Source organism: Streptomyces sp. NPDC093252, from assembly GCF_040683675.1.
Taxonomy (GTDB): Bacteria; Actinomycetota; Actinomycetes; order Streptomycetales; family Streptomycetaceae; genus Streptomyces.
In genome coordinates, this window is record NZ_JBFBEM010000004.1 from 338,985 (window position 1) to 356,827 (window position 17,843).

Sequence of the window (17,843 nt, forward strand, 5' to 3'; positions counted from 1 at the left end):
GAGTGTGCGGAGGGGGCCGCCCGGTCAGGCGTCCAGCTCGGCTTGCGCTCGATGCTCTCCTAAATGGTTGGTGACCAGATGAACGGGACCCCTTCGACCGCTTTCCCGGTGTAGTAGCCCAGGTCGGGGCACTGGCGGTAGCTGACGGCCCGTCGTTGGCACGCGAGGTCGAATGGGTGTGGCCGCAGGGGAATGGGGCGCGCGCCGGGCGAGCGTGCCGATTCCCGAGAGACGGGGCCGGGCAGGACCCGCTTTCCATCCCCGTGTGCGCGGGGGTGAATCTGTTCAGGTGAGGTGACGGTGAACAGATCGGGAGCACCTCCGCTCTCGCGGAGCGGCCAGCCCGTCGCGCGGGTTGGCGCAGGGAGGGTCCTGCCCGGAGGAGTGAAGTCGAAGGGGAAGCCCAACTCCCTCATTTCGGTTGAGAATGCTACCAAAAGTAGCCACCAATGTTTTGGTGTGGGCTGGGACGGACGGTGCGGGGCGCCGGTTCCCGCGGTGGGGCTCGTGGCCCGGGAGGTGTAGCGGGCATACCCGCGCCGTCCGTCCCCGTTCCGCCCCCGGCCGAGGGACCGGGGGACCGGCCGGAGCCGAGTCCGGCCGGTTCCTCCGCCTCTCCGCCAGGGGGTGCCGCCGTTCAGAGCGGATGCGGGCGGTTCTCCGGGTCCCAGGCCCTCGCCTCGTCGTACACGGTCCAGTGCTCGACGCAGTGGTGCAGGGCGCGGGCGATGCGGGCGCCGATCGCTCTCAGGCTGGTGAAGTACGTGCTTCCCCGCTCGCGGCGGCCCCGGTAGTAGGCATTGGCCCCGGGGGAGTGGCTGAGGGACGTGAACGCCGCTTGGGTCAGGGTCTGGCGGAGGTTCTCATTGACCGCGCGCCGCATCGAGGTCCGGGTCACCGTTCCCGAGGACCAGGTCACGGGGGTCATACCGGCGTACGCGCACAGCCCTCGCGCCGTGAACCGGCCCTGGACGTGGGCGGCCCTGATTTGCCGGGGCGGACAATTCACCGTCTCGACACGGTTGCACAAAGTCGCACAGCGAGACCTGGAAGCACGGGCTGGGTGAAGCACGACGCCCTTTCGATGCAGCCGCCGACCGTGGTGAGTTCCTGGCCCGACGAACGGAACACGACTGAGTTGAGGGTGACGTTCAGAGCCCTCTCGTAGCGCTCGCTGGTGAGCCCGTTTCCCGCGGGGTTCTGCGGATCTTGCTTGTCGATCTCCAACGAGACGGTTCCCCCGACGGGCGGCGCAGGTGGCCCCGGTTCCTGCGGGAGGCGTACGCCCTGTCCGCGCGGACTCTCCCGGGGCGGACGCGCGGCCGGCCCGGTCTGATGCGGGGCACGCGGACCTTCTCCAGCACGGGTTCCAACTCCGGAGAGTCCCCGCGCTGCCCTGTCGTGATCACGATCGACATGGGCTTCTGGCCTTGCTCGACGGCCAGGTGCACCTTGGTGGTGAACCCGGCCGCGCGAGCATCCCGGTCCGTGATCTCCGGGCTCGGTGAAGACACCGCCCGGTGGTACCTTCTGCCGGTCACCCTGCTTGCCAGCCCCGGCCGCATGCTGCGGGTCTGGCGGCGTCGATATGTCAAAGGTCCCGGAAGAGGACGAGGTGTTCGTGGTGGAGGACGCCGTCGCGGATGTCTCCGGTGGCGGTGAAGCCGGTGTCGTCGACGTAGTCGATGTGGCTGCCGGTGACGGTGTAGCGGCCGGTGTAGGCGCTCCGGCGGCTGCCTCGGGCTTCGTCGTAGCGGCCGTCGGGCAGGAGTTCCTGGCGGATGTGTCCGTCAGCGGTCACCCACATACCGACGTAGGGGTGCGGGGCTCGGGGTGTGTCGTTGCTGCTGGTCATGGCTCTACGGTGGCTTCGCCGGACAGTGGGGACCAGGCCGCCGTCTCCCCAGGTGAGGGCTTCCTGGGCGGCGCGCACCCAGTATGGCGACCGGTGTGGCTGTCCGCGGCGCGGCGGATCGTGGGTGCGGGGCACCCGGGATAACGGCGGCCTGGTTCCGGCTCCGCGGCGCCACGAATCTGGTGGTCGGGCAGCCGCCGCGGCTGCCGAAGACCCGCCTCGACGCTCGCACCGGCGTGCATCTCGCGCAGTGCGGCCACCGGCGAGGCGACCCCACCCAGGAGCACGCCCATGAGCATCACCGACACCACCACCCTGACCGCCGCCGGCGCCGCGGGCTGGAACGCGGAGGCCCTCGCCGAGATCCTCGCGAACGACGAGGGGCGGCCCGTGCTGTTCACCAACGCCCGCATCCTGACGGCGGACCCGCTGATCGGGACCCTGACCGGCGCCGACCTGCTCTTCGTCGGCCCCCTGCTGGTGGGGGTCGGCCCCGGCATCATCACCGCCGCCGGGGACGACAACGCCATCGTGGTCGACTGCACCGGCCTGACCGTCGTCCCGGCGGTGGTGGACACCGCCGCCTTGGCCGGTGGCCGGGCCCGCCGCTCCGAGTGCGTCGGGACGCTGACCCCGGGCGCTACCACTGACTTCGCGGTGGTGCCCGACGCGCTCGCCGCCGATGTGGCGAGCGCCGTGGCCGTGGTGCTGACGGCGCCGGAGCAGGTGCGTGCGCTGGTCGCCGCCGGGCGGCCGGTCCTGTGGGCCGGTGCGGACGTCCCCGGCCGGGCCACCGCGCCCGAGGCGGGCATCCCGGCCGCCGAGGACCTGACCGGCAGCCCGCGCGTCGGCGTCTGGATCGACCGGAACGACTTCCTGCACCAGGAGCTGACCCCCGACGGCCGCTACGACGAGACCCGCGGCGGACGCCCGCACGCCTACCAGGGCCGCTACTGGATCGACGGCGACCGCATCGACTACCTCGACGACCTCGGCTTCTGGGCCTACGGCGAGTTCCGGGACAACGAACTCCACCACGCGGGCTACGTCATGAAGCTCGGCTGACCCCCCCTCCCGGCCGCCCCCTCTCCTCCCCGAAAGTAGAACCCTCATGAGCACCCTCAACGACACCACCAGCCCGGCCGTACTCGAAGACCTCCGGCGACGCCCCGCCGACCAGCGGCGCATCCTGTTCACCGGCGCGACGATCGTCACCATGGACCTCGCCCTGGGTGTCCTCGACGGCGCCGATCTGATGGTCGAGGGCGACACGATCACCGCCATCGGCCACAGCCTTGATGCCGGGGACGCCGTGGTCGTGGACGCCACCGGCACGATCCTCACCCCCGGCTTCGTCGACACCCACCGGCACGCCTGGGAGGCCCAGCTCCGCCGGATCATGCCGGACGTCGACGACCTCGGCGGCTACGTCATGGCCACCCTCGCCGGGTACGCCACCGTCTACCGCCCCCAGGACATGCACACCGGCACCAGGCTCGCCGCCCTCACCGCGATCGACAGCGGCATCACCACGATGCTCGACTTCTCCCACAACTCCCGCACCCGCGAGCACTCCGACGCCGCGATCGAGGCCCTCCGCTCCACTGGCATCCGGGGCGTGCACGCCGCCATGGGCCCGCACTTCGGCGACTGGGACCGGCAGTGGCCCGCCGACCTGACCCGCCTCCAGGGCCAGTACTTCAGCAGCGACGACCAGTTGCTCACCCTGCGCCTGGCGACCCTGGCCACCGACGAGATCGCCGGACCCGCCCTCGCCTACGGCCCCGAACTCGCCCGCACCGCCGCCGATCTGGGCATCGGGGTGAGCGTGGACGCCGTCTTCGGCGCGTCCGGCTCCGAGGCGGTGCTGCGCTGGGCCAAGGACGGCATCCTCGGCCCCGATGTCACCCTGATCCACTCCACCGGCCTGACCTCCCAGGCATGGCGGGCGATGGGAGAGTCCGGCACCACCGTCGCCCTCGCTCCGACCTCCGACGCGCAGATCGGCCTGGAGACCGCGATCCCCGCCGTCGACGAAGCACTGTCCGCCGGTATCCGACCGGGGCTGAGCATCGATGTCGAAGTCGCGCTGGCCAGCGACATGTTCACCCAGATGCGGGCCCTGCACGCCATCCAGCGGATGCGCGCGGTCAACACCGCCTACGGCACCGATCGGCAGCCGTCCCGCATCACCACCCACGACGTCCTCGACTTCGCCACCCTCCAGGGCGCCCGCACCAACGGCCTCTCCGTCATCACCGGCGCCCTCACCCCCGGCAAGAAGGCCGACCTTCTCGTCATCCGTGCCGAGGACCTCAACAACATGCCCCTCAACGACCCCATCGGCACCGTCGTACTGGGCTGCGACGCCCGCAACATCAGCGCCGTCCTCATCGACGGCGAGCCCCGCAAGTGGGGCGGGCAGGTTCTCGACGTCGACCTCACCGCCCTGCGTGACGAGGTGCACGCCTCGCGGGAGTACGTGCTGAACACCCCGGCGGCCTGAACACCCCAACGGCCTGACTATCCCGGCCGCCCGAAGGCCGGGTCCGCCCGACCACCCCGGCGGCCCGAGCAGCGCCGCAGTCGCAGCCGCAGAAGAACTCGGGGCATCGAAGCGAGACCCAGCAGTGAAGGGGCGCAAGTCCTTGGCCGCGTAGGCCGGGCGCGCCTGGCAGTGGGACGGCGGGTGCCTGGGGTACCACCTACCCCGGGCACCCGCCGCTTCCTTGTGCGCGGCCGGGCAGGACCGGCAGAGGCCACGAGAGCCGGGCGGGCAGCGGCGTCTCACCGTCGGCGCGGGCCGACCATCAAGGTGGTGACGGCGAACGGGGCGGGGGATCGCCGCTGTCCGCAGGCGCGGTACTCCGCTGCGGGCGGAGGCGGGTACTCTCACCGCCCCGACAGGGCGGCGCGGACCGGCGACCGGGCCGCTCGATGGTGAAGGTGACCAGGACGCCGTATCCGGCGGGGTGTGGTGGGTGCCGAGCGCGGGAACCTCGACGACATCCGAGGCGGCTACGGGTCCGGTGTCGGGACACCGAAGCGGGACCCAGCAGATCACCGATCACCTCACGGAGCATGCCCGGCGCTGCGGCGCTGCCTGTCGCGGTAGCGGCGGGCCTTCACGATGCTGCCGCAGCCGCGCATGCTGCACCAGCGGGCCGCGCGGTTGCGTGACTCGTCGTAGAACAGCCATCGGCACTCGGGGTTGTCGCATGACTTCAGCCGGGTCCACGTCCCGAGGAGCACAGCCTCGTGCACGGCGGCGGCGAGGACGGCGACCACGCCCCCGATGCCTTCCTCATGTGGCCGCAAAGACGCGGTCATGGGGCCCGAGCCGTTCCGTACATCGAGCCGGACCGACGCGGCATGCGGTGCGGCGAGGTCGTTGAAGGAGTCGACGGCCGCGCGCGGCGGCTGCTCGCCCAGGGTGTTGGCCGCGGCCATCGCGCGCAGGGCGTCGCGCAGCTCGTGCAGCGCCGACAGTTCGCGCCCGGTCATCGAACGGCCCTTGCCCCACAGGCCCTCGGCGGTCAGCCACTCGGTCGCGGCCTCCACATCCGCCAGTTCGTCACGGCCGTTGTAGATGTCATGGGTGTCGACGAATCCACGGACCGCTTCCAGAGCGCCGGGTGCGGGGTTACCGGGGTCGTTCATCGCGTCGAAGCCTCCTTGGCCGTACTTCACCCGTCACCACTGTATCTCTCTTGACGGTGACACCCCACCCTCGTAGCGTCACCAGCGTAATGCTTTTGAAGGTGACGAGGGAGAGGGTGCCGCGCCTTGCGGCCGCGCGCCCGGAGGGACGGTCTTCGATGACCCGAGAGCCGGACACGATCAGCGAGGGGGGCGCCGGACGGTCCGCGGCGCGGTCCACCCGACGCGGGCTCGGGCTGCTGGTGATCTGCGCCGCGCAGTTCCTGGTGGCCCTGGACCTGTCGATCGCCAGCATCGCCATGCCGCGGATGACCGCCGAACTGGGCTTCGCGCCCCACTCGGCCGGCCTTGTCCTCTCCACCTTCGCGCTGGCGTTCGCCTCCGCGCTGCTGCCGGGTGGCCGGGTCGCCGATCTGTACGGCCGCAGACGGGTCTTCGTCGCCGGCCTGCTGGTGCTGGGGGCCGCTTCGGTTCTGGCGGGCGCCGCGTGGAATCCGGCCGTGCTGCTCACCGGCCGCGTCCTCCAGGGGCTGGCCGCGGGCTTCATCGCCCCCTCCGCCCTGGGCCTGCTGACCGCGACCATCCCCGAGGGCCCCGCGCGCGAGCGCGCCCTGGGGATCTTCGGCGCGATCATGTCCGCGGGGTTCGTCAGCGGCATGGTCGGAGGCGGTGTCCTCACCGAGCTGCTGAACTGGCGCTGGACCATGTACATCAATGTGCCCGTGGTGATCACGGCCGTGGCGCTGGCCGTGCGGTACCTCCCCGAGAGCCGCGTCCAGGGGAACGGCCGCCTGGACATTCCGGGCTGTCTGCTGTCGGCGGGAGCCATGTTCTGCATCGTCCACGGGCTCGAAGAACTCGGCGCGGACACCGCGTGGATGTCCACGGCACTCGTTCTCGCCCTGGGCGCGGGCCTGGTCCTGGCGTTCCTGAGGGTGGAGCGCCGGAGTCCCGGCCCCATCCTGCCGCTGTCGCTGTTCGCGGTCCGGGCCGTGGGCGGGGCGAATGCCATCGGCCTGCTGATGGTCGCCGCCTACGGCGGCATGCTCCTCATCCTGACCCTGTACCTCCAGGAGGTACTGGGCTACGGCGCGTTGGCCACGGGGCTGGTGTTCGCGGTCTCCGGCGCCGTCGGCGTCGTCAACAGCGTGCTCACCGGCAGGTATCTGCGACACCTGCGCCCCGATCAGATGCTGCTGGCCGGCATCGCCATAGCGGCGGCCGGCCTGCTGACACTCGTCGTGCTGCCCGAGAAGAACGGACTGTGGCTGGTCATCGTGGCCACCGCGGTCAACGCCTTCGGCCACATCATCGTCCTGGTGATCTCCAGCATCGCCGCGAACAACGGTGTACCCGCGGACCACAAGGCCGTCGCCGGGGCCGTGATGAACACCGGCCAGCAACTCGGCATCGCCCTGGGCGTGGCCCTGATGACCTCGCTGGCCGCCGAGGTCACCGCCGCCCAGGCCGACCCCGGCTCCGATGCGGCGCTGGTCACCGGCTGGCGGTGGGCCATGGCCCTGGCGGCCACCCTGGCGCTGGCGACGGTTCCGATCGCCCTGGCACTGCGCAAACGGCTGCGGACATGACCCCCGTCACCCGCTCCCGTCCCGTCCCCGGGTCGTCGACTGCTCGCCTGCGCGGCCACCCGGAACGGACTGCGGCGTGGTGGGGGGAGAGAGCAGTGCTGAGCTGTTCTCTCTCCCCCCCACCACGCCGGAAGGTGATGTTAGATGGCCTGGGGTGACGTCAGATGGCCTGGGCCGTGGGCAGGATGGTGATCTCCGTGAGGTTGACGTGGCGCGGGACGGCGGCCATGAAGGCGACGGTCTCGGCGATGTCGGCGGACTGGAGGACGTCGATGTCGTGGATCAGGTCGGCCATCAGCTTGGAGGCGTCGGGGTCGGTGACGTGGTCGGGGAGTTCGGTGTCGACCATGCCGGGCTCGATGGTGGCGACGCGGACCATCCTGCGGCCGAGTTCGACGCGGAGCAGCCGGGTGAGGTGGCTGATGTACGCCTTGGTGCCGGAATAGACGGAGAACTTCTCCAGGATGCGGGTGGCGGCGATGGAGGAGGTGTTGATCAGGTCGGCGGGCCCGCCCTGGGCCGCGGCCTGCGTCAGGTGGGGGACGAACGCGGCGATGACGTTCATCAGGCCGCCGATGTTGAGGTCGATCTGGCGCTGCCACTCATCGACCTTGAGTTCCTCGATACCGGAGACGAGCTGGACGCCGGCGTTGTTGAACACCAGGTCGGCCCTGCCGAAGCGGGCGGCGACCTCGTCGGCGGCGGCCTGGACGGCGGCCCGGTCGGTCACGTCGACGGCCAGCGCGAGGGCGGTGCCGCCGGCCGCCTCGATGTCCTTGACCAGGCTGTCGAGGCGCTCCTTGCGCCGGGCCAGGACGACGACGATGGCACCGAGCGCGGCGAGCCGTGCGGCGGTGACGGCACCCATGCCGCTGGACGCGCCGGAGACGACGGCGACCCGGCCGGACAGGGGGGTGCTGGTGAGCAGGGCGGAAGAAGACATGACGGAACCTCGATCTGTGGAGTGGGAGTGCGGGGGGGGGGAGGGGATGACCGGCCCGGAGGCTGCTGACCAACAGCCAGTGATCAGCGGCCGGTGACCGGAGTTGGGCGGGTCGGATCAGGCGTCGTCGTCGTGCCCGGTCGCGGCGGACTTCTCCCGCCAGGGGGCGAGATCGGCCTGCACCTGCCGGTACTTGACGTCCAGCCGCTCCAGGGTGTCGCGCCCGAGGTAGAGATGGGTGGGCAGCGATTCGGCGGAGCCGGCCTCGACGATGAGCGCGGCACCCTTGACGGGGTCGCCGAGCTGGGCGTGGTTCGCCTTGTCGATCCAGTCCAGCGTCACATGGGCGGGGGTGTCGTCGTAGTCGGGGATGCGGTTCTGTGCGACGGAGAGGGAGCTGGAGTCGAGGAAGTCGGTGCGGAAGACGCCCGGCTCGACCACCATCGACTGGATACCGAACGGGGCCATCTCGACGGACAGGGCCTCGCTGATCCCGGCGACCGCGAACTTCGAGGCGCAGTACAGGCTGACGCCGGGTTCGCCCTCGAAGCCGGAGCGCGAACCGATGTGGACCAGCCGGCCCGAGCCCTGCTTGCGCATGACCGGCAGCACCGCACGGGTGACATTGATCAGCCCGAACACATTGAGGTCGAACAGCGACCGCGCCTCCGCGTCGGTGATCTCCTCCAGCGCGCCGAGCAGACCCCGCCCGGCATTGTTGACCAGGACGTCGATGCCGCCGAACCGGTCCACGGCCGCCTCGACCGCCTGCGGGATGCTGTCATTGTCCGTGACGTCCAGGGCGACCGTGAAGACGGTGTCCGAGTTCTTGAGGTCGTCCGGCACCCGCTCCGGATTCCGTACGGCGACGACAACATTGTTACCACCCGCGAGAGCGGCACGGGCGATTTCCGCACCGATTCCACGGGAAGCGCCGGTGACAAACCATGTAGCCATGGGAAAAACCTCTTTCGGTGTTCGTTCGATTCCCCGTTTCCGGGGTTTTCCTGCTGACGTTTTCGAGTGTGCCCCTCGGCCACAGGGCTATGAAGGCTGTCTTTTTCCTGGGTGTCCCACACCTAGGCAAGTGACGCGGCGCAGGTGGGCGTGGGCCGGGGCCGGAGCAGGGTTGTCGGCGCGGCAACTTCCTCCAGACAGAGGGAGATCGGGGAGCGCCTCGCACGAGGCGCGGGGCGCTCACACCCACGCGGAAGCGCGCACGGACGATCAGAGAAGGCGCCGGCGCCGGAGGAAAAGAATGCGCGGACAACAGGGACAGTTGATCCCCGAACCGGAAAGGTCGAACAGCAGAAATTCATCAGGGAGTCTTCCGGAAGGCTCAGGTATTCCTCACTGCCTCCGACCGGAATACCCCGCAAGGACCCTGGGGCGGCGAAGTGTGTGCCGGAAGCCGGGCCACGGCACGCGGCCGTGCTCCTCCTGGCCGGTCCTCCGGCTCAGGACCCGTGCGGGGGCTGCTGCCGGTGAGACGGTCCGGGCGCACTCAGGGAGCCCAGCAGGGCCAGTCCGTCGGCGGACGGGGATCCCGGCTCGGCCTGGAGGATGATGAGCTGCTGCCCCGGCGCGCTGCGGATGTCGAGAGCCTCGTGCCGCAACTCCAGGTCTCCCACGACGGAGTGGTGGATCTGCTTGACCTCGTACGGCGGGACGCGGATGTACTCGCGGGCCCACAGGGTGCGGAACTCGCCGCTGCGCACCGACAGTTCACCGACGAGTTCCAGGGTGCGGGGATCTTGGGGGGTGCTGGCCGCGGTCTGCTGGAGGTCGGCCACCGCACGGTGCCGGGCCCGCTCGGGGCTGCGGTAGAACGACTTGGCGGCGGGGTCCAGGAAGAGCATCCGCAGCACGTTGTCGTGCAGGGAGAACTCACGGTAGAGGGCGTCGGCCAGCGCGTTGGTGGCCAGCAGGTCCTGGGCGTGGCCGACGATGAAGGCCGGTGTCCGGGTCCAGTCCTCGATCAGCCGCCGCAGATGCGGGCGGACCCGCTCGACCCGGGCTGGGGACGTCGTACGGCGGGTGCCCGGCCGGGCCAGTTGGAACAGCTCGGCCCGGTCCTCGTCGCCGAGTTGCAGCGCGCGGGCGAGAGCCTCCAGCACCCGGTGCGAGGGGCCGGTCTCCCGGCCCTGCTCCAGTCGGCTGTAGTAACTGAGGCTGACGCCCGAGAGCGCCGCGACCTCGTCGCGCCGCAGGCCCGGCACCCGGCGGCGGCCCGCCCCGGGCAGCCCCGCAGCGGCGGGGCCGAGGCGTTCTCTGCGCGAGCGGAGGAACTGGCCCAGCCCTCCCCCCGGGCCAGGGCGCGTATCTCTGTCCATGCTGCCAAGGTAGGCCGAGAACACCGCGCACAGCGCCGCCGACGGTGGGTGCATTACACCCAGGAACGCGGGCACCTCCCGGGGAACACACGAGCCGGATCACGCCACGTCCCCGGCATCGCGTAATCCACCTAAACCGGACGGCCGATCGGCCCTCGCCCGCCCGGACAGGCGACTACCCTTCGCGACGCCCGCGCTACGAAGGGCCAAAATCCACGACCGGCCGCTCTCGCAGGCTGAAAAGCGCCTAGTGTGACTGCATGAGCCATGGGACCCCTCCGGGTGACTTTCTCCGAGCCCGCCGAGAAGCCCTGAAGCCGCACGACGTCGGTCTGCCCGAACACGGACGACGCCGGGTCCGGGGGCTGCGCAGGGAAGAAGTCGCCATGCTCGCCGGCGTCAGCTCCGACTACTACATCCGGCTGGAACAGGGACGCGAGAACAGCCCCTCCCACCAGGTCCTCGACGCCGTCGCCCAGGCCCTGAAACTGGACGCGGAAGCCGCCGATCACCTCAACCGCCTCTGCCTCACCCCCTCGCAGCGGCCACGCGACCGGGGCGAGACCGGTATCAGCCCGCAACTCCTCCAGCTCATGGACGGATGGGACCACACCCCGGCCTTCGTCATCGGCCCGGCCCTCGACATCATGGCCGGCAACTCCCTCGCCACCGCTCTCCACAGCGGGTTCGACGCGTTCGACAACCTGGCCCGCATGGTGTTCGTGGACCCCGCCGGCCGCGAGTTCTACCAGGAATGGGAACGCGCGGCGCACTCCTGCGTCGCCGAACTGCGGGCCGCCTACGGATACGACCCCGCATCGGCCCGCATCGCCGAAGTCGTGGCGGAACTGTCCGACCGGAGCGAGGAGTTCGCCGCGATCTGGCGGCTGCACGATGTGAAGAGCAAGTCCCAGGAGGGCAAACACCTCAAGCACCCCCAGGTCGGGGACCTGCACATCGCCTTCGCCGCGTTCACCGTCAACGGCGCCCCGCACCAGCAACTCGTCGTCTACCAAGCAGAACCGGCCAGCCCGACGGCCACCGCCTTCGACACACTCAGGGCCCTGGCCACCCCGCCGACCACCCCCCGGACAGCCACAGCTCCGGCGGCCGACCCGGCGTAGGCGAGCAGCAACGACAAGCACGACGGCCACGACGACCCGGACACCAGCGGAAGCTGGTCCTGCCGCACCCAGGAACATCGCGGCCTTCATCACCGTGTCTCCGTCTCCCGACACTCGATGTGACAAGCACCGCGCCGACCACCGCGTCAGCGCGCAGTTCGCACAGCACCGGGAGCAGACATGACCACCGTGAACGACCTCCGGCCCCACCCCCTGGACCAGATCCACCGGCTGATCGAACCCGGCCCCGTCATCCTGGTCACCACCCGGCACCGCGGCATCCCCAACGTCATGACCAACGGCTTCAACATGATGGTGCGCCACGTCCCGCCCCTGATCGCGGGCACCATCGGCCCCTGGGATCACAGCTACCGGGCCCTCACCGAGACCGGCGAGTGCGTGATCTCGATCCCGACGGCGGACCTGGCCGCCACCGTGGTCGACATCGGCAACTGCTCCGGCGCCGACGTGGACAAGTTCGAGAGGTTCGGCCTGACCGCAGTCCCCGGCGAAAAGGTCCGGGCACCGCTCGTGGCCGAATGCTTCGCCAACATCGAGTGCAAGGTCGCCGACAGCACCCTCGTAGCGCCCTACCACCTCTTCCTCCTGGAGCCGGTCAGGGCCTGGACCGACCCCGCACACCCCGAGCCGCAGCTCTTCCACCATCGCGGAGACGGAACCTTCACCCTCGACGGACCGACCATCGACCTCAAGAGCCGCATGGCCAAATGGCAGTACCTCCTGTAGGCGACCGCCCCGCCGTCCGTCGCAGTCAATGCTGCGACGGTGCATGGGTTTCCATGCTCCAGCAGACATCGCCTCGAACTCGGACCCAGAGACGGGAGGCCGCCAGCGTTCGAAAAGACCGATCATCGCGAACGATGCGCGGTGGAGCTGGAGCGCGGGATCAATCGGCTCCAGCGTCACCGTGCCGTGGCGGCCACGAGGTACGAAAAATTGGCCGTCCGGTACGAGGCGACGGTACGAGGCGACCGCGCTGATCTCAGTTCTCAACGAGTGGTGGTGAATGCCGCTTTGGCGCGGTCCAGCATGCTCACGGCGTCGGCAGCCGCAGGTGACAGCGCGGTGTCGTCCTGCACGTCGGCCAGACGGACCCACACTGCTGCCTCGGTCGCTTCGTCCTGCGTCCCGAACCCCGACTCCTCCACCTGCCCCCCGGCCGCAGACCGATACCGGATCTCGTACAGGTGCGGACACTTCGCCCACCGCGACCGCGGATGCCCACACTCCTTGAAGAACGACCCCATCCCACGAACCAACGAACCAGAAGCCATGACCTGCTGTCCCTTGCGGCCGATGCTGACAGTTTGCTGACCGCCAGCACCCCAAGACACCACTGACCTGCATGAAAGCGCGCACAGTGGGCTAGGTTCTGGAACTGGATCGGGCGGTCCCAGGAGGAGATCGTGCGGGCGCGCGAGGACTGGATGGCCGGGACGCGGTTCGGGGAGGTGAAGGGGTACGAGGGGGAGCGGCTGCCCGCCCCCGAGCTGCCACCGACGACGCTGAAGCCGCGTGGGCGGGTGCGGTGACCTCTGGTGCTCGTGGTTTCCGGTGGGAGCGGACGCAGGGGCCAGGGGGTTCCCTCGACGGGTGACGGGTGACGGGTGACGGGGGAACGAGGGGTGGGGGGGGGGATCCTCGTAGGCTCGGGGCGGGGGACAGCTCGTGGTGCGGTGTCAGGGCCGTGCGGCTCGTCTCACCAGGTGAGGGTGTTCAGTTGCTCCGCCGGTCTCTGGTCCTGGGTGCAGACGCCGGTGAGGAAGGGCGGCAGGTCCGTGTCGGTCGGCGGACGGAACCCGGTCCGGCTCGGCCCTGTCACCACGACGGCCTCACCAGGTCTTCGGCGGCTTCTCCGGCGGCCAGCCGCGCGAGCAGTTCGTCCGGGTCGAAGGGGACGCCGATGGGATTGGCCCGGAACGCGTCGGATTCCATGAACCGGGTCCCTTCCTCGACCGTGGCGAAGTTGTCGACCTGGAGCTCGATCTGATTGCCCTCCGGATCGGCGTAGTACATCGACGTGGTCGGGCCGTGGTTGATCGTCGTGTGCGGGGTGATCGACAGGCGGCGCAGCCGTTCGTAGTTCGCCAGCAGTTCCGCCAGGTCCCGGTAGGTGAACGCGATGTGTGCGAGACCGTGCGGCGCGAGTGTCGCCAGTTCCTCGGCGGTGAGGGGAGGCCGGGGTGCCGAGGGGGACGGGTCGGCGGTGGCGGTGCCCGCCCGGTCGGCCATCGCCTCCTCGGCGCCCGTCGGGTCGAGCACGGCGATGCGGTGGTGCTCGTCGTCGTAGGTGATGAACGCGGCGAACGGATTCTCGTGCACGACACGGGCGTCGAGCGCCGCGACGTACCAGTCCCGCATGAGCGGTACCCGGTGCGTCCACAGCACGACATGGGCAAGCTTCTCCGGAGATGGCATGGGCTTCTCACCTTCGCTGGTCGGGAGGTTGTGCAGCGGGGGCGCCGGCCCGGTTCAGTGCGGGGCCGCGCGCACGGGGCGTGGCCGGCCGCTCCGCTGCGGCGGATCACGGCGGTGGTGGCCCGCTCAGGCTCCGGCCGGAATGCGCACGCTGAGCGCGACGCCGGTTTCGCGTGCGGAGACCTCCCAGAGCTTCGCGATGGCCCGGTCCATCCCGACCCTGCGCAGGACCGGCCTGCGGACCGGGGCGCCGTTGTTCACGAACCGGGGTCCGTAGAACTCGCCGCCCCTGGCCGCCGGGTCGGTGGCGGCACGCAGTTGCGGCAGCGCGCCGTCGTCGGGGGACATGCCGGTGCGCTGGGCCATGGCGTGGAAGAAGCGCTGGGAGGCGCCGCCGCCCGAACCCTGCACGCTGACCGTCTGGAGATCGGTGCGGGACAGTCCGGGGTGCGCGATCAGGCTGGCCGTGCGCGCGCCGGCCCGGTCCAGTTCGCGCTGGAGCCCGAGTCCGAAGTGGAAGTTGGCCAGCTTCGCCTGACCGTAGGCGCGCCACGGTCCGTAGCGGCCCTCCAGATGCGGATTCGCCACCTTGACGGCCCGGCCCAGGTGGTGGGCGGTGCTGGTCACGGTGACGACCCGGGACCCGGGTGTACGCAGGAGCGCGGGGAGCAGGAGCGCGGTCAGGGTCCAGTGGCCCAGATGGTCGACGGCGAACTGCATCTCGTAGCCGTCGGCCGTGCGGGTCTCGGCGATGGCCATGACGCCCGCGTTGTTGACCAGCAGGTCGAGGCGGTCGTGGGCGGCCAGGATCCGTGCCGCGGCCTCCTTCACGGACGCCTGTGAGGACAGGTCGAGGGCGATCAGTTCGAGTGAGGCGTCCGGGGTGGTGGCCCGGATGTCCTCGACCGCGGCGGCGGCCTTCTCCTGGTTGCGCACGGCCATCACCACGTGCGCGCCCTTCGACGCCAGGTTTCTGGCGGTGACGAGTCCGAGCCCGCCGTTGGCGCCGGTGACGACGGCCGTACGGCCGCCTTGGTCGGGGATGTCCTCGGCGGTCCAGCTCATGTTCTGCCTCCGGGTGGATGGTCGTTCAGCGGGCCCCGTCGGGGTTGTCCTCCGCCGGGGTGGTGATGGTGCCGGGAGTCATGGAAGGGGTTCTGCGGCCTCGGCGGCGACACGGACGAGGCCGTCGAGCCAGTTCTGGTGCTCGCGTTCCATCGCGCGGCGCACCAGCGGGCCGATCAGACGGGCCAGGGGCATCCTCTGGACCTCCTCGGTGACGACAAGGCTTCCGCCATCGGCGGTGGGGGTGAGGTCCCAGCGGTGGTAGCCGAGGGAGCCGAGGGATCCCTGGGCGATCCAGCCGAGCCGGCGCGTGGGGATGCATTCGTGCACCCTGCTGGTGATGGCCATGCCGAAGGTGACCCAGGTGAAGGTCACCCGGTCGGCGAGCCGGTCGTGTCCGCCCTGGAGGGCGACCTTGCGGGCATTGCCGTACCAGTGCGGCCACGCCGCCGCGTCGGTCAGGACGGGCCAGAGCCGTTCCGGCGGCAGGCTGGTGCGGATCTCGTTGTAGGCGTGGACCGGGTACGCGCGGGGGTCGTAGCCGGTGGGCCAGTCGTCGGTGGGGTGGGGTTCGGTGCCGCTGGGCATGGGCATGGCGTGTCCTTCGTGCGCAGGTGTGTGGAGGGAGGCGCCGCGCCGACGTGTCGTACCGGATCGCGGCGGGCCGCGCGGGCCGGGAAACCCGGATGTCAGCGCGGTGACGCCTGTGGGGTCCGCGTACGTCGCACTGTGTCCGGGGTCGTGCCGGTCCACGTACGGAACGCCCGGTAGAAGGAATTCGGCTCGCTGAAACCGAGGAGGAAGGAAACCTCGGCGACCGACAATTCGGTGTTCAGGAGATAATGCCGTGCCAGATCGTTCCGCGTAGTGTCCAGGATCTGCTGGTAACTGGTGTCCTCCGCTTCGATGCGGCGCTGCAACGTTCGTCTGCTGAGCGTCAGTTTTCGGGCGATCGTGTCCATGGATGTCGATCCGCTCGGCAATGTCTCCAGCAGCGCTGCCCGAACCCGTTCGGCGGTGGTCGCCGATTCCTCCAGATCGCCGAGCCGCCGACGCAGTTCGGGTTCGAATGCGGCCCACAGCGGCTCATTCTGGGTGAGGAACGGCAGGGTCGCGTCGTCGGTGGAGAACACGACCCGGTGGGTGGAGCCCGCGCGCAGGGGGACTCCGAGGAACTCTGTGTACGGCTCCATCACGTCGGGCAGGGTCGTGGTGGTCACCGCGACCGGACTCACCTCCTCGCGGGTCCCTATCCGCAGGAGGGCGACGAAGAACAGCAGTTCCATCATCACCAGCGAAGTGGGCGGAGAGGGCTCCCCACCGGGCCAGGACAACTCGACGGCGACCGCCGAATCACTCTCCGGCACGGTCATGCGCATCGGTGCGATCAATTTCTTGTACTGCCCGATCCGCTGTGCGGCGACCACGAAGTCGGGACTGCACAGAGCCGCGAACAACGGTGGGGAGAACAACTCGGCGCGGAACATCTCGCACAGCCGGACAGGGAATGCGGGATCCCTTGTCTCGGCCTCGATGCTGTTCCACAGACGGTAGTAGTCCCTGGGTATGAGCTTCACCGACGGCTGTACGAACAGGTCCTCGGCCAGCCCGGCACGACGTAGCACATGGGCGGGCACGACATCGAGATCCTTCAGAATGGCACGCCAGGTAGCGTCCAGTGCATAGGTCTGCATATGCATCATCTACCGTGAGTCGAGATAGATTCCCGCGTTCAATTTATCATTCGCTTTGTTCTTCGCCCTGTCCTGCGCCCTGTCCTGCGCTCTGTCCTGCGCTCTGTCCTTTGCTTTGTCCTTTGCTTTGTCATTCGCTTGCAGGGCGGAGTCCGAACTGAGCGCGCACTCCGGCGAAGAACGTGGCGTCATCGGCGTCGGCACGAGCCTTCAGTAGCTGCTCGGCGTCGGCACCCGCCACGTACCGCAGGGTGCCGGTGCCGTCGGTCACGGCCCGGTGGACGGTCTCGGCAACGGCCTCGGGCTCCGGCGCTGCCCCGGCCATCGGGCCGAAGGCGTTGGAGACCGCTTCCACCATCGGCTGGTACTCCGACAGAGCCGGGTCGTTGCTGAAGTCGAAGGACCGTCCGCCGAAGTCGGTCCTGATGGTGCCGGGCTCGACGACCTTGACGCGCACGCCGATGTCACTCACTTCGTACTGGAGGGCCTCGGAGATCCCTTCGACGGCGAATTTCGTACCGTGGTACAGGGTGCCCAGGGGGAACGCGACGCGTCCACCCATGGACGAGATATTGACGATCGTCCCGCTCCTGTTGGCGCGGAAATGCGGCAGCAGCGCCTTCGTCGTCGCGAGCAGACCGAAGACGTTCACATCGAACTGCCGGTGAATCCTGTCGAGCGAGGTGGCCTCCAGCGGCCCGTAGGCGCCGTATCCCGCGTTGTTCACCAGCGCGTCGATACGGCCGAAGCGGGCCAGCGCCGCCCGGACAGCGGCCTCGATGGATTCGGGATCCTGTACGTCGAGATAGGTGACGAGCATGTTGTCGAGTTCGGTGAACTCCTGCTCCGCGCCGGGGTTGCGCATGGTCGCCACGACATTCCAGCCCCGGGACCGGAAGAGCTTGGCGATTGCGCGTCCGAGCCCGGTGGACGTCCCGGTGATGAGAACGGTCTGCGTCATGTCGATGCTCCTTTCGCTGACGACAGTAGGCACCCGGATCACCCGCCACAGTGACCGATGACGCCAAGGTCCCATCCGATCGCGCCACACCATGTGCCGTCCGGCAACCTGGAGCAGTACGGGAGGACGAAGCAGCAGCCGTTCCGCGTCCGAACCGGGCTGAGCCGGACTGGACTGAGC

At 69.8% G+C, this 17,843-nt stretch carries 18 protein-coding genes and 2 pseudogenes; 6 read left to right on the forward strand and 14 right to left on the reverse strand.

Annotation, left to right across the window (positions count from 1 at the left end; all coding sequences use genetic code 11):
• Positions 1-637: 637 nt before the first annotated feature.
• The 3 genes and pseudogenes from AB0O01_RS10355 to AB0O01_RS10365 form a co-directional block, all read right to left on the reverse strand.
• On the reverse strand, positions 638-1,072 hold the full coding sequence (locus AB0O01_RS10355; protein WP_365312068.1) for a transposase: 435 nt from the start codon (positions 1,070-1,072) through the stop codon (positions 638-640).
• 175 nt (positions 1,073-1,247) lie between these two features.
• Positions 1,248-1,482: pseudogene (locus AB0O01_RS10360) on the reverse strand (transposase); the annotation flags it as partial.
• Between the two features lie 109 nt (positions 1,483-1,591).
• Entirely contained in the window at positions 1,592-1,855 is a 264-nt protein-coding gene (locus tag AB0O01_RS10365) for an Atu4866 domain-containing protein (protein ID WP_365312069.1), read from the reverse strand.
• Between the two features lie 291 nt (positions 1,856-2,146).
• Here AB0O01_RS10365 and AB0O01_RS10370 point away from each other — a divergent pair, with 291 nt between their 5' ends.
• Complete coding sequence (locus AB0O01_RS10370; protein ID WP_365312070.1) at positions 2,147-2,920, forward strand: Atu4866 domain-containing protein; 774 nt, start codon at positions 2,147-2,149, stop codon at positions 2,918-2,920.
• Positions 2,921-2,966: 46 nt separating this feature from the next.
• On the forward strand, positions 2,967-4,361 hold the full coding sequence (locus AB0O01_RS10375) for an amidohydrolase family protein (RefSeq protein ID WP_365312071.1): 1,395 nt from the start codon (positions 2,967-2,969) through the stop codon (positions 4,359-4,361).
• A gap of 566 nt (positions 4,362-4,927) precedes the next feature.
• Here AB0O01_RS10375 and AB0O01_RS10380 read toward each other — a convergent pair.
• Complete coding sequence (locus AB0O01_RS10380; RefSeq protein WP_365312072.1) at positions 4,928-5,515, reverse strand: CGNR zinc finger domain-containing protein; 588 nt, start codon at positions 5,513-5,515, stop codon at positions 4,928-4,930.
• Between the two features lie 158 nt (positions 5,516-5,673).
• Between AB0O01_RS10380 and AB0O01_RS10385 the strand changes: the two genes are divergently transcribed.
• Entirely contained in the window at positions 5,674-7,104 is a 1,431-nt protein-coding gene (locus tag AB0O01_RS10385; protein ID WP_365312073.1) for an MFS transporter, read from the forward strand.
• A gap of 160 nt (positions 7,105-7,264) precedes the next feature.
• Here the strand turns inward: AB0O01_RS10385 and AB0O01_RS10390 are convergent, their stop codons facing one another.
• The 3 genes from AB0O01_RS10390 to AB0O01_RS10400 form a co-directional block, all read right to left on the reverse strand.
• Positions 7,265-8,047 (reverse strand): SDR family oxidoreductase, encoded by a 783-nt coding sequence (locus AB0O01_RS10390; RefSeq protein ID WP_365312074.1) that lies wholly within the window; start codon positions 8,045-8,047, stop codon positions 7,265-7,267.
• Between the two features lie 117 nt (positions 8,048-8,164).
• Complete coding sequence (locus tag AB0O01_RS10395) at positions 8,165-9,004, reverse strand: SDR family NAD(P)-dependent oxidoreductase (RefSeq protein WP_365312075.1); 840 nt, start codon at positions 9,002-9,004, stop codon at positions 8,165-8,167.
• A 500-nt stretch (positions 9,005-9,504) separates the two neighbouring features.
• Positions 9,505-10,380: a helix-turn-helix transcriptional regulator gene (locus AB0O01_RS10400; RefSeq protein ID WP_365312076.1), complete on the reverse strand. Its 876-nt coding sequence runs from the start codon at positions 10,378-10,380 to the stop codon at positions 9,505-9,507.
• A gap of 260 nt (positions 10,381-10,640) precedes the next feature.
• Here AB0O01_RS10400 and AB0O01_RS10405 point away from each other — a divergent pair, with 260 nt between their 5' ends.
• On the forward strand, positions 10,641-11,504 hold the full coding sequence (locus AB0O01_RS10405) for a helix-turn-helix transcriptional regulator (protein WP_365312077.1): 864 nt from the start codon (positions 10,641-10,643) through the stop codon (positions 11,502-11,504).
• Positions 11,505-11,684: 180 nt separating this feature from the next.
• Positions 11,685-12,251, forward strand: coding sequence for a flavin reductase family protein (locus tag AB0O01_RS10410; RefSeq protein ID WP_365312078.1), 567 nt, complete (start codon positions 11,685-11,687; stop codon positions 12,249-12,251).
• Positions 12,252-12,514: 263 nt separating this feature from the next.
• Here the strand turns inward: AB0O01_RS10410 and AB0O01_RS10415 are convergent, their stop codons facing one another.
• On the reverse strand, positions 12,515-12,799 hold the full coding sequence (locus AB0O01_RS10415) for a hypothetical protein (protein ID WP_365312079.1): 285 nt from the start codon (positions 12,797-12,799) through the stop codon (positions 12,515-12,517).
• A gap of 96 nt (positions 12,800-12,895) precedes the next feature.
• On the opposite strand from AB0O01_RS10415, the pseudogene AB0O01_RS10420 reads away from it, so the two are divergent.
• A pseudogene (locus tag AB0O01_RS10420) lies at positions 12,896-13,057 on the forward strand (pirin family protein); the annotation flags it as partial.
• 167 nt (positions 13,058-13,224) lie between these two features.
• Here AB0O01_RS10420 and AB0O01_RS10425 read toward each other — a convergent pair.
• From AB0O01_RS10425 to AB0O01_RS10450, 6 genes are all read right to left on the reverse strand, one after another.
• Positions 13,225-13,347, reverse strand: a complete 123-nt coding sequence (locus AB0O01_RS10425) for a hypothetical protein (protein ID WP_365312080.1) — start codon at positions 13,345-13,347, stop codon at positions 13,225-13,227.
• The gene (locus AB0O01_RS10430) at positions 13,344-13,943 is read right to left on the reverse strand and encodes a VOC family protein (protein ID WP_365312081.1); all 600 of its coding nucleotides are present in this window, start codon (positions 13,941-13,943) and stop codon (positions 13,344-13,346) included. Before AB0O01_RS10430 ends, AB0O01_RS10425 begins: the two co-directional genes overlap by 4 nt.
• A 126-nt stretch (positions 13,944-14,069) precedes the next feature.
• Positions 14,070-15,008: an oxidoreductase gene (locus AB0O01_RS10435; protein ID WP_365312082.1), complete on the reverse strand. Its 939-nt coding sequence runs from the start codon at positions 15,006-15,008 to the stop codon at positions 14,070-14,072.
• A gap of 78 nt (positions 15,009-15,086) precedes the next feature.
• Positions 15,087-15,602 (reverse strand): SRPBCC domain-containing protein, encoded by a 516-nt coding sequence (locus AB0O01_RS10440; protein WP_365312083.1) that lies wholly within the window; start codon positions 15,600-15,602, stop codon positions 15,087-15,089.
• A gap of 95 nt (positions 15,603-15,697) precedes the next feature.
• Complete coding sequence (locus tag AB0O01_RS10445) at positions 15,698-16,702, reverse strand: AraC family transcriptional regulator ligand-binding domain-containing protein (RefSeq protein ID WP_365312084.1); 1,005 nt, start codon at positions 16,700-16,702, stop codon at positions 15,698-15,700.
• A 130-nt stretch (positions 16,703-16,832) separates the two neighbouring features.
• Positions 16,833-17,663 carry an SDR family oxidoreductase gene (locus AB0O01_RS10450; RefSeq protein ID WP_365312085.1) on the reverse strand — a complete coding sequence of 277 codons (831 nt, stop codon included), beginning with the start codon at positions 17,661-17,663 and terminating at the stop codon, positions 16,833-16,835.
• Positions 17,664-17,843: the final 180 nt, after the last annotated feature.

Coding starts and splice junctions, on each gene's coding strand:
- AB0O01_RS10440 (WP_365312083.1), bottom strand. CDS start 15,602: ATGCCCATGCCCAGCGGCACCGAACCCCACCCCACCGACGACTGGCCC.
- AB0O01_RS10445 (WP_365312084.1), bottom strand. CDS start 16,702: ATGCAGACCTATGCACTGGACGCTACCTGGCGTGCCATTCTGAAGGAT.
- AB0O01_RS10365 (WP_365312069.1), bottom strand. CDS start 1,855: ATGACCAGCAGCAACGACACACCCCGAGCCCCGCACCCCTACGTCGGT.
- AB0O01_RS10410 (WP_365312078.1), top strand. CDS start 11,685: ATGACCACCGTGAACGACCTCCGGCCCCACCCCCTGGACCAGATCCAC.
- AB0O01_RS10370 (WP_365312070.1), top strand. CDS start 2,147: ATGAGCATCACCGACACCACCACCCTGACCGCCGCCGGCGCCGCGGGC.
- AB0O01_RS10380 (WP_365312072.1), bottom strand. CDS start 5,515: ATGAACGACCCCGGTAACCCCGCACCCGGCGCTCTGGAAGCGGTCCGT.
- AB0O01_RS10450 (WP_365312085.1), bottom strand. CDS start 17,663: ATGACGCAGACCGTTCTCATCACCGGGACGTCCACCGGGCTCGGACGC.
- AB0O01_RS10435 (WP_365312082.1), bottom strand. CDS start 15,008: ATGAGCTGGACCGCCGAGGACATCCCCGACCAAGGCGGCCGTACGGCC.
- AB0O01_RS10430 (WP_365312081.1), bottom strand. CDS start 13,943: ATGCCATCTCCGGAGAAGCTTGCCCATGTCGTGCTGTGGACGCACCGG.
- AB0O01_RS10390 (WP_365312074.1), bottom strand. CDS start 8,047: ATGTCTTCTTCCGCCCTGCTCACCAGCACCCCCCTGTCCGGCCGGGTC.
- AB0O01_RS10405 (WP_365312077.1), top strand. CDS start 10,641: ATGAGCCATGGGACCCCTCCGGGTGACTTTCTCCGAGCCCGCCGAGAA.
- AB0O01_RS10375 (WP_365312071.1), top strand. CDS start 2,967: ATGAGCACCCTCAACGACACCACCAGCCCGGCCGTACTCGAAGACCTC.
- AB0O01_RS10385 (WP_365312073.1), top strand. CDS start 5,674: ATGACCCGAGAGCCGGACACGATCAGCGAGGGGGGCGCCGGACGGTCC.
- AB0O01_RS10400 (WP_365312076.1), bottom strand. CDS start 10,380: ATGGACAGAGATACGCGCCCTGGCCCGGGGGGAGGGCTGGGCCAGTTC.
- AB0O01_RS10415 (WP_365312079.1), bottom strand. CDS start 12,799: ATGGCTTCTGGTTCGTTGGTTCGTGGGATGGGGTCGTTCTTCAAGGAG.
- AB0O01_RS10395 (WP_365312075.1), bottom strand. CDS start 9,004: ATGGCTACATGGTTTGTCACCGGCGCTTCCCGTGGAATCGGTGCGGAA.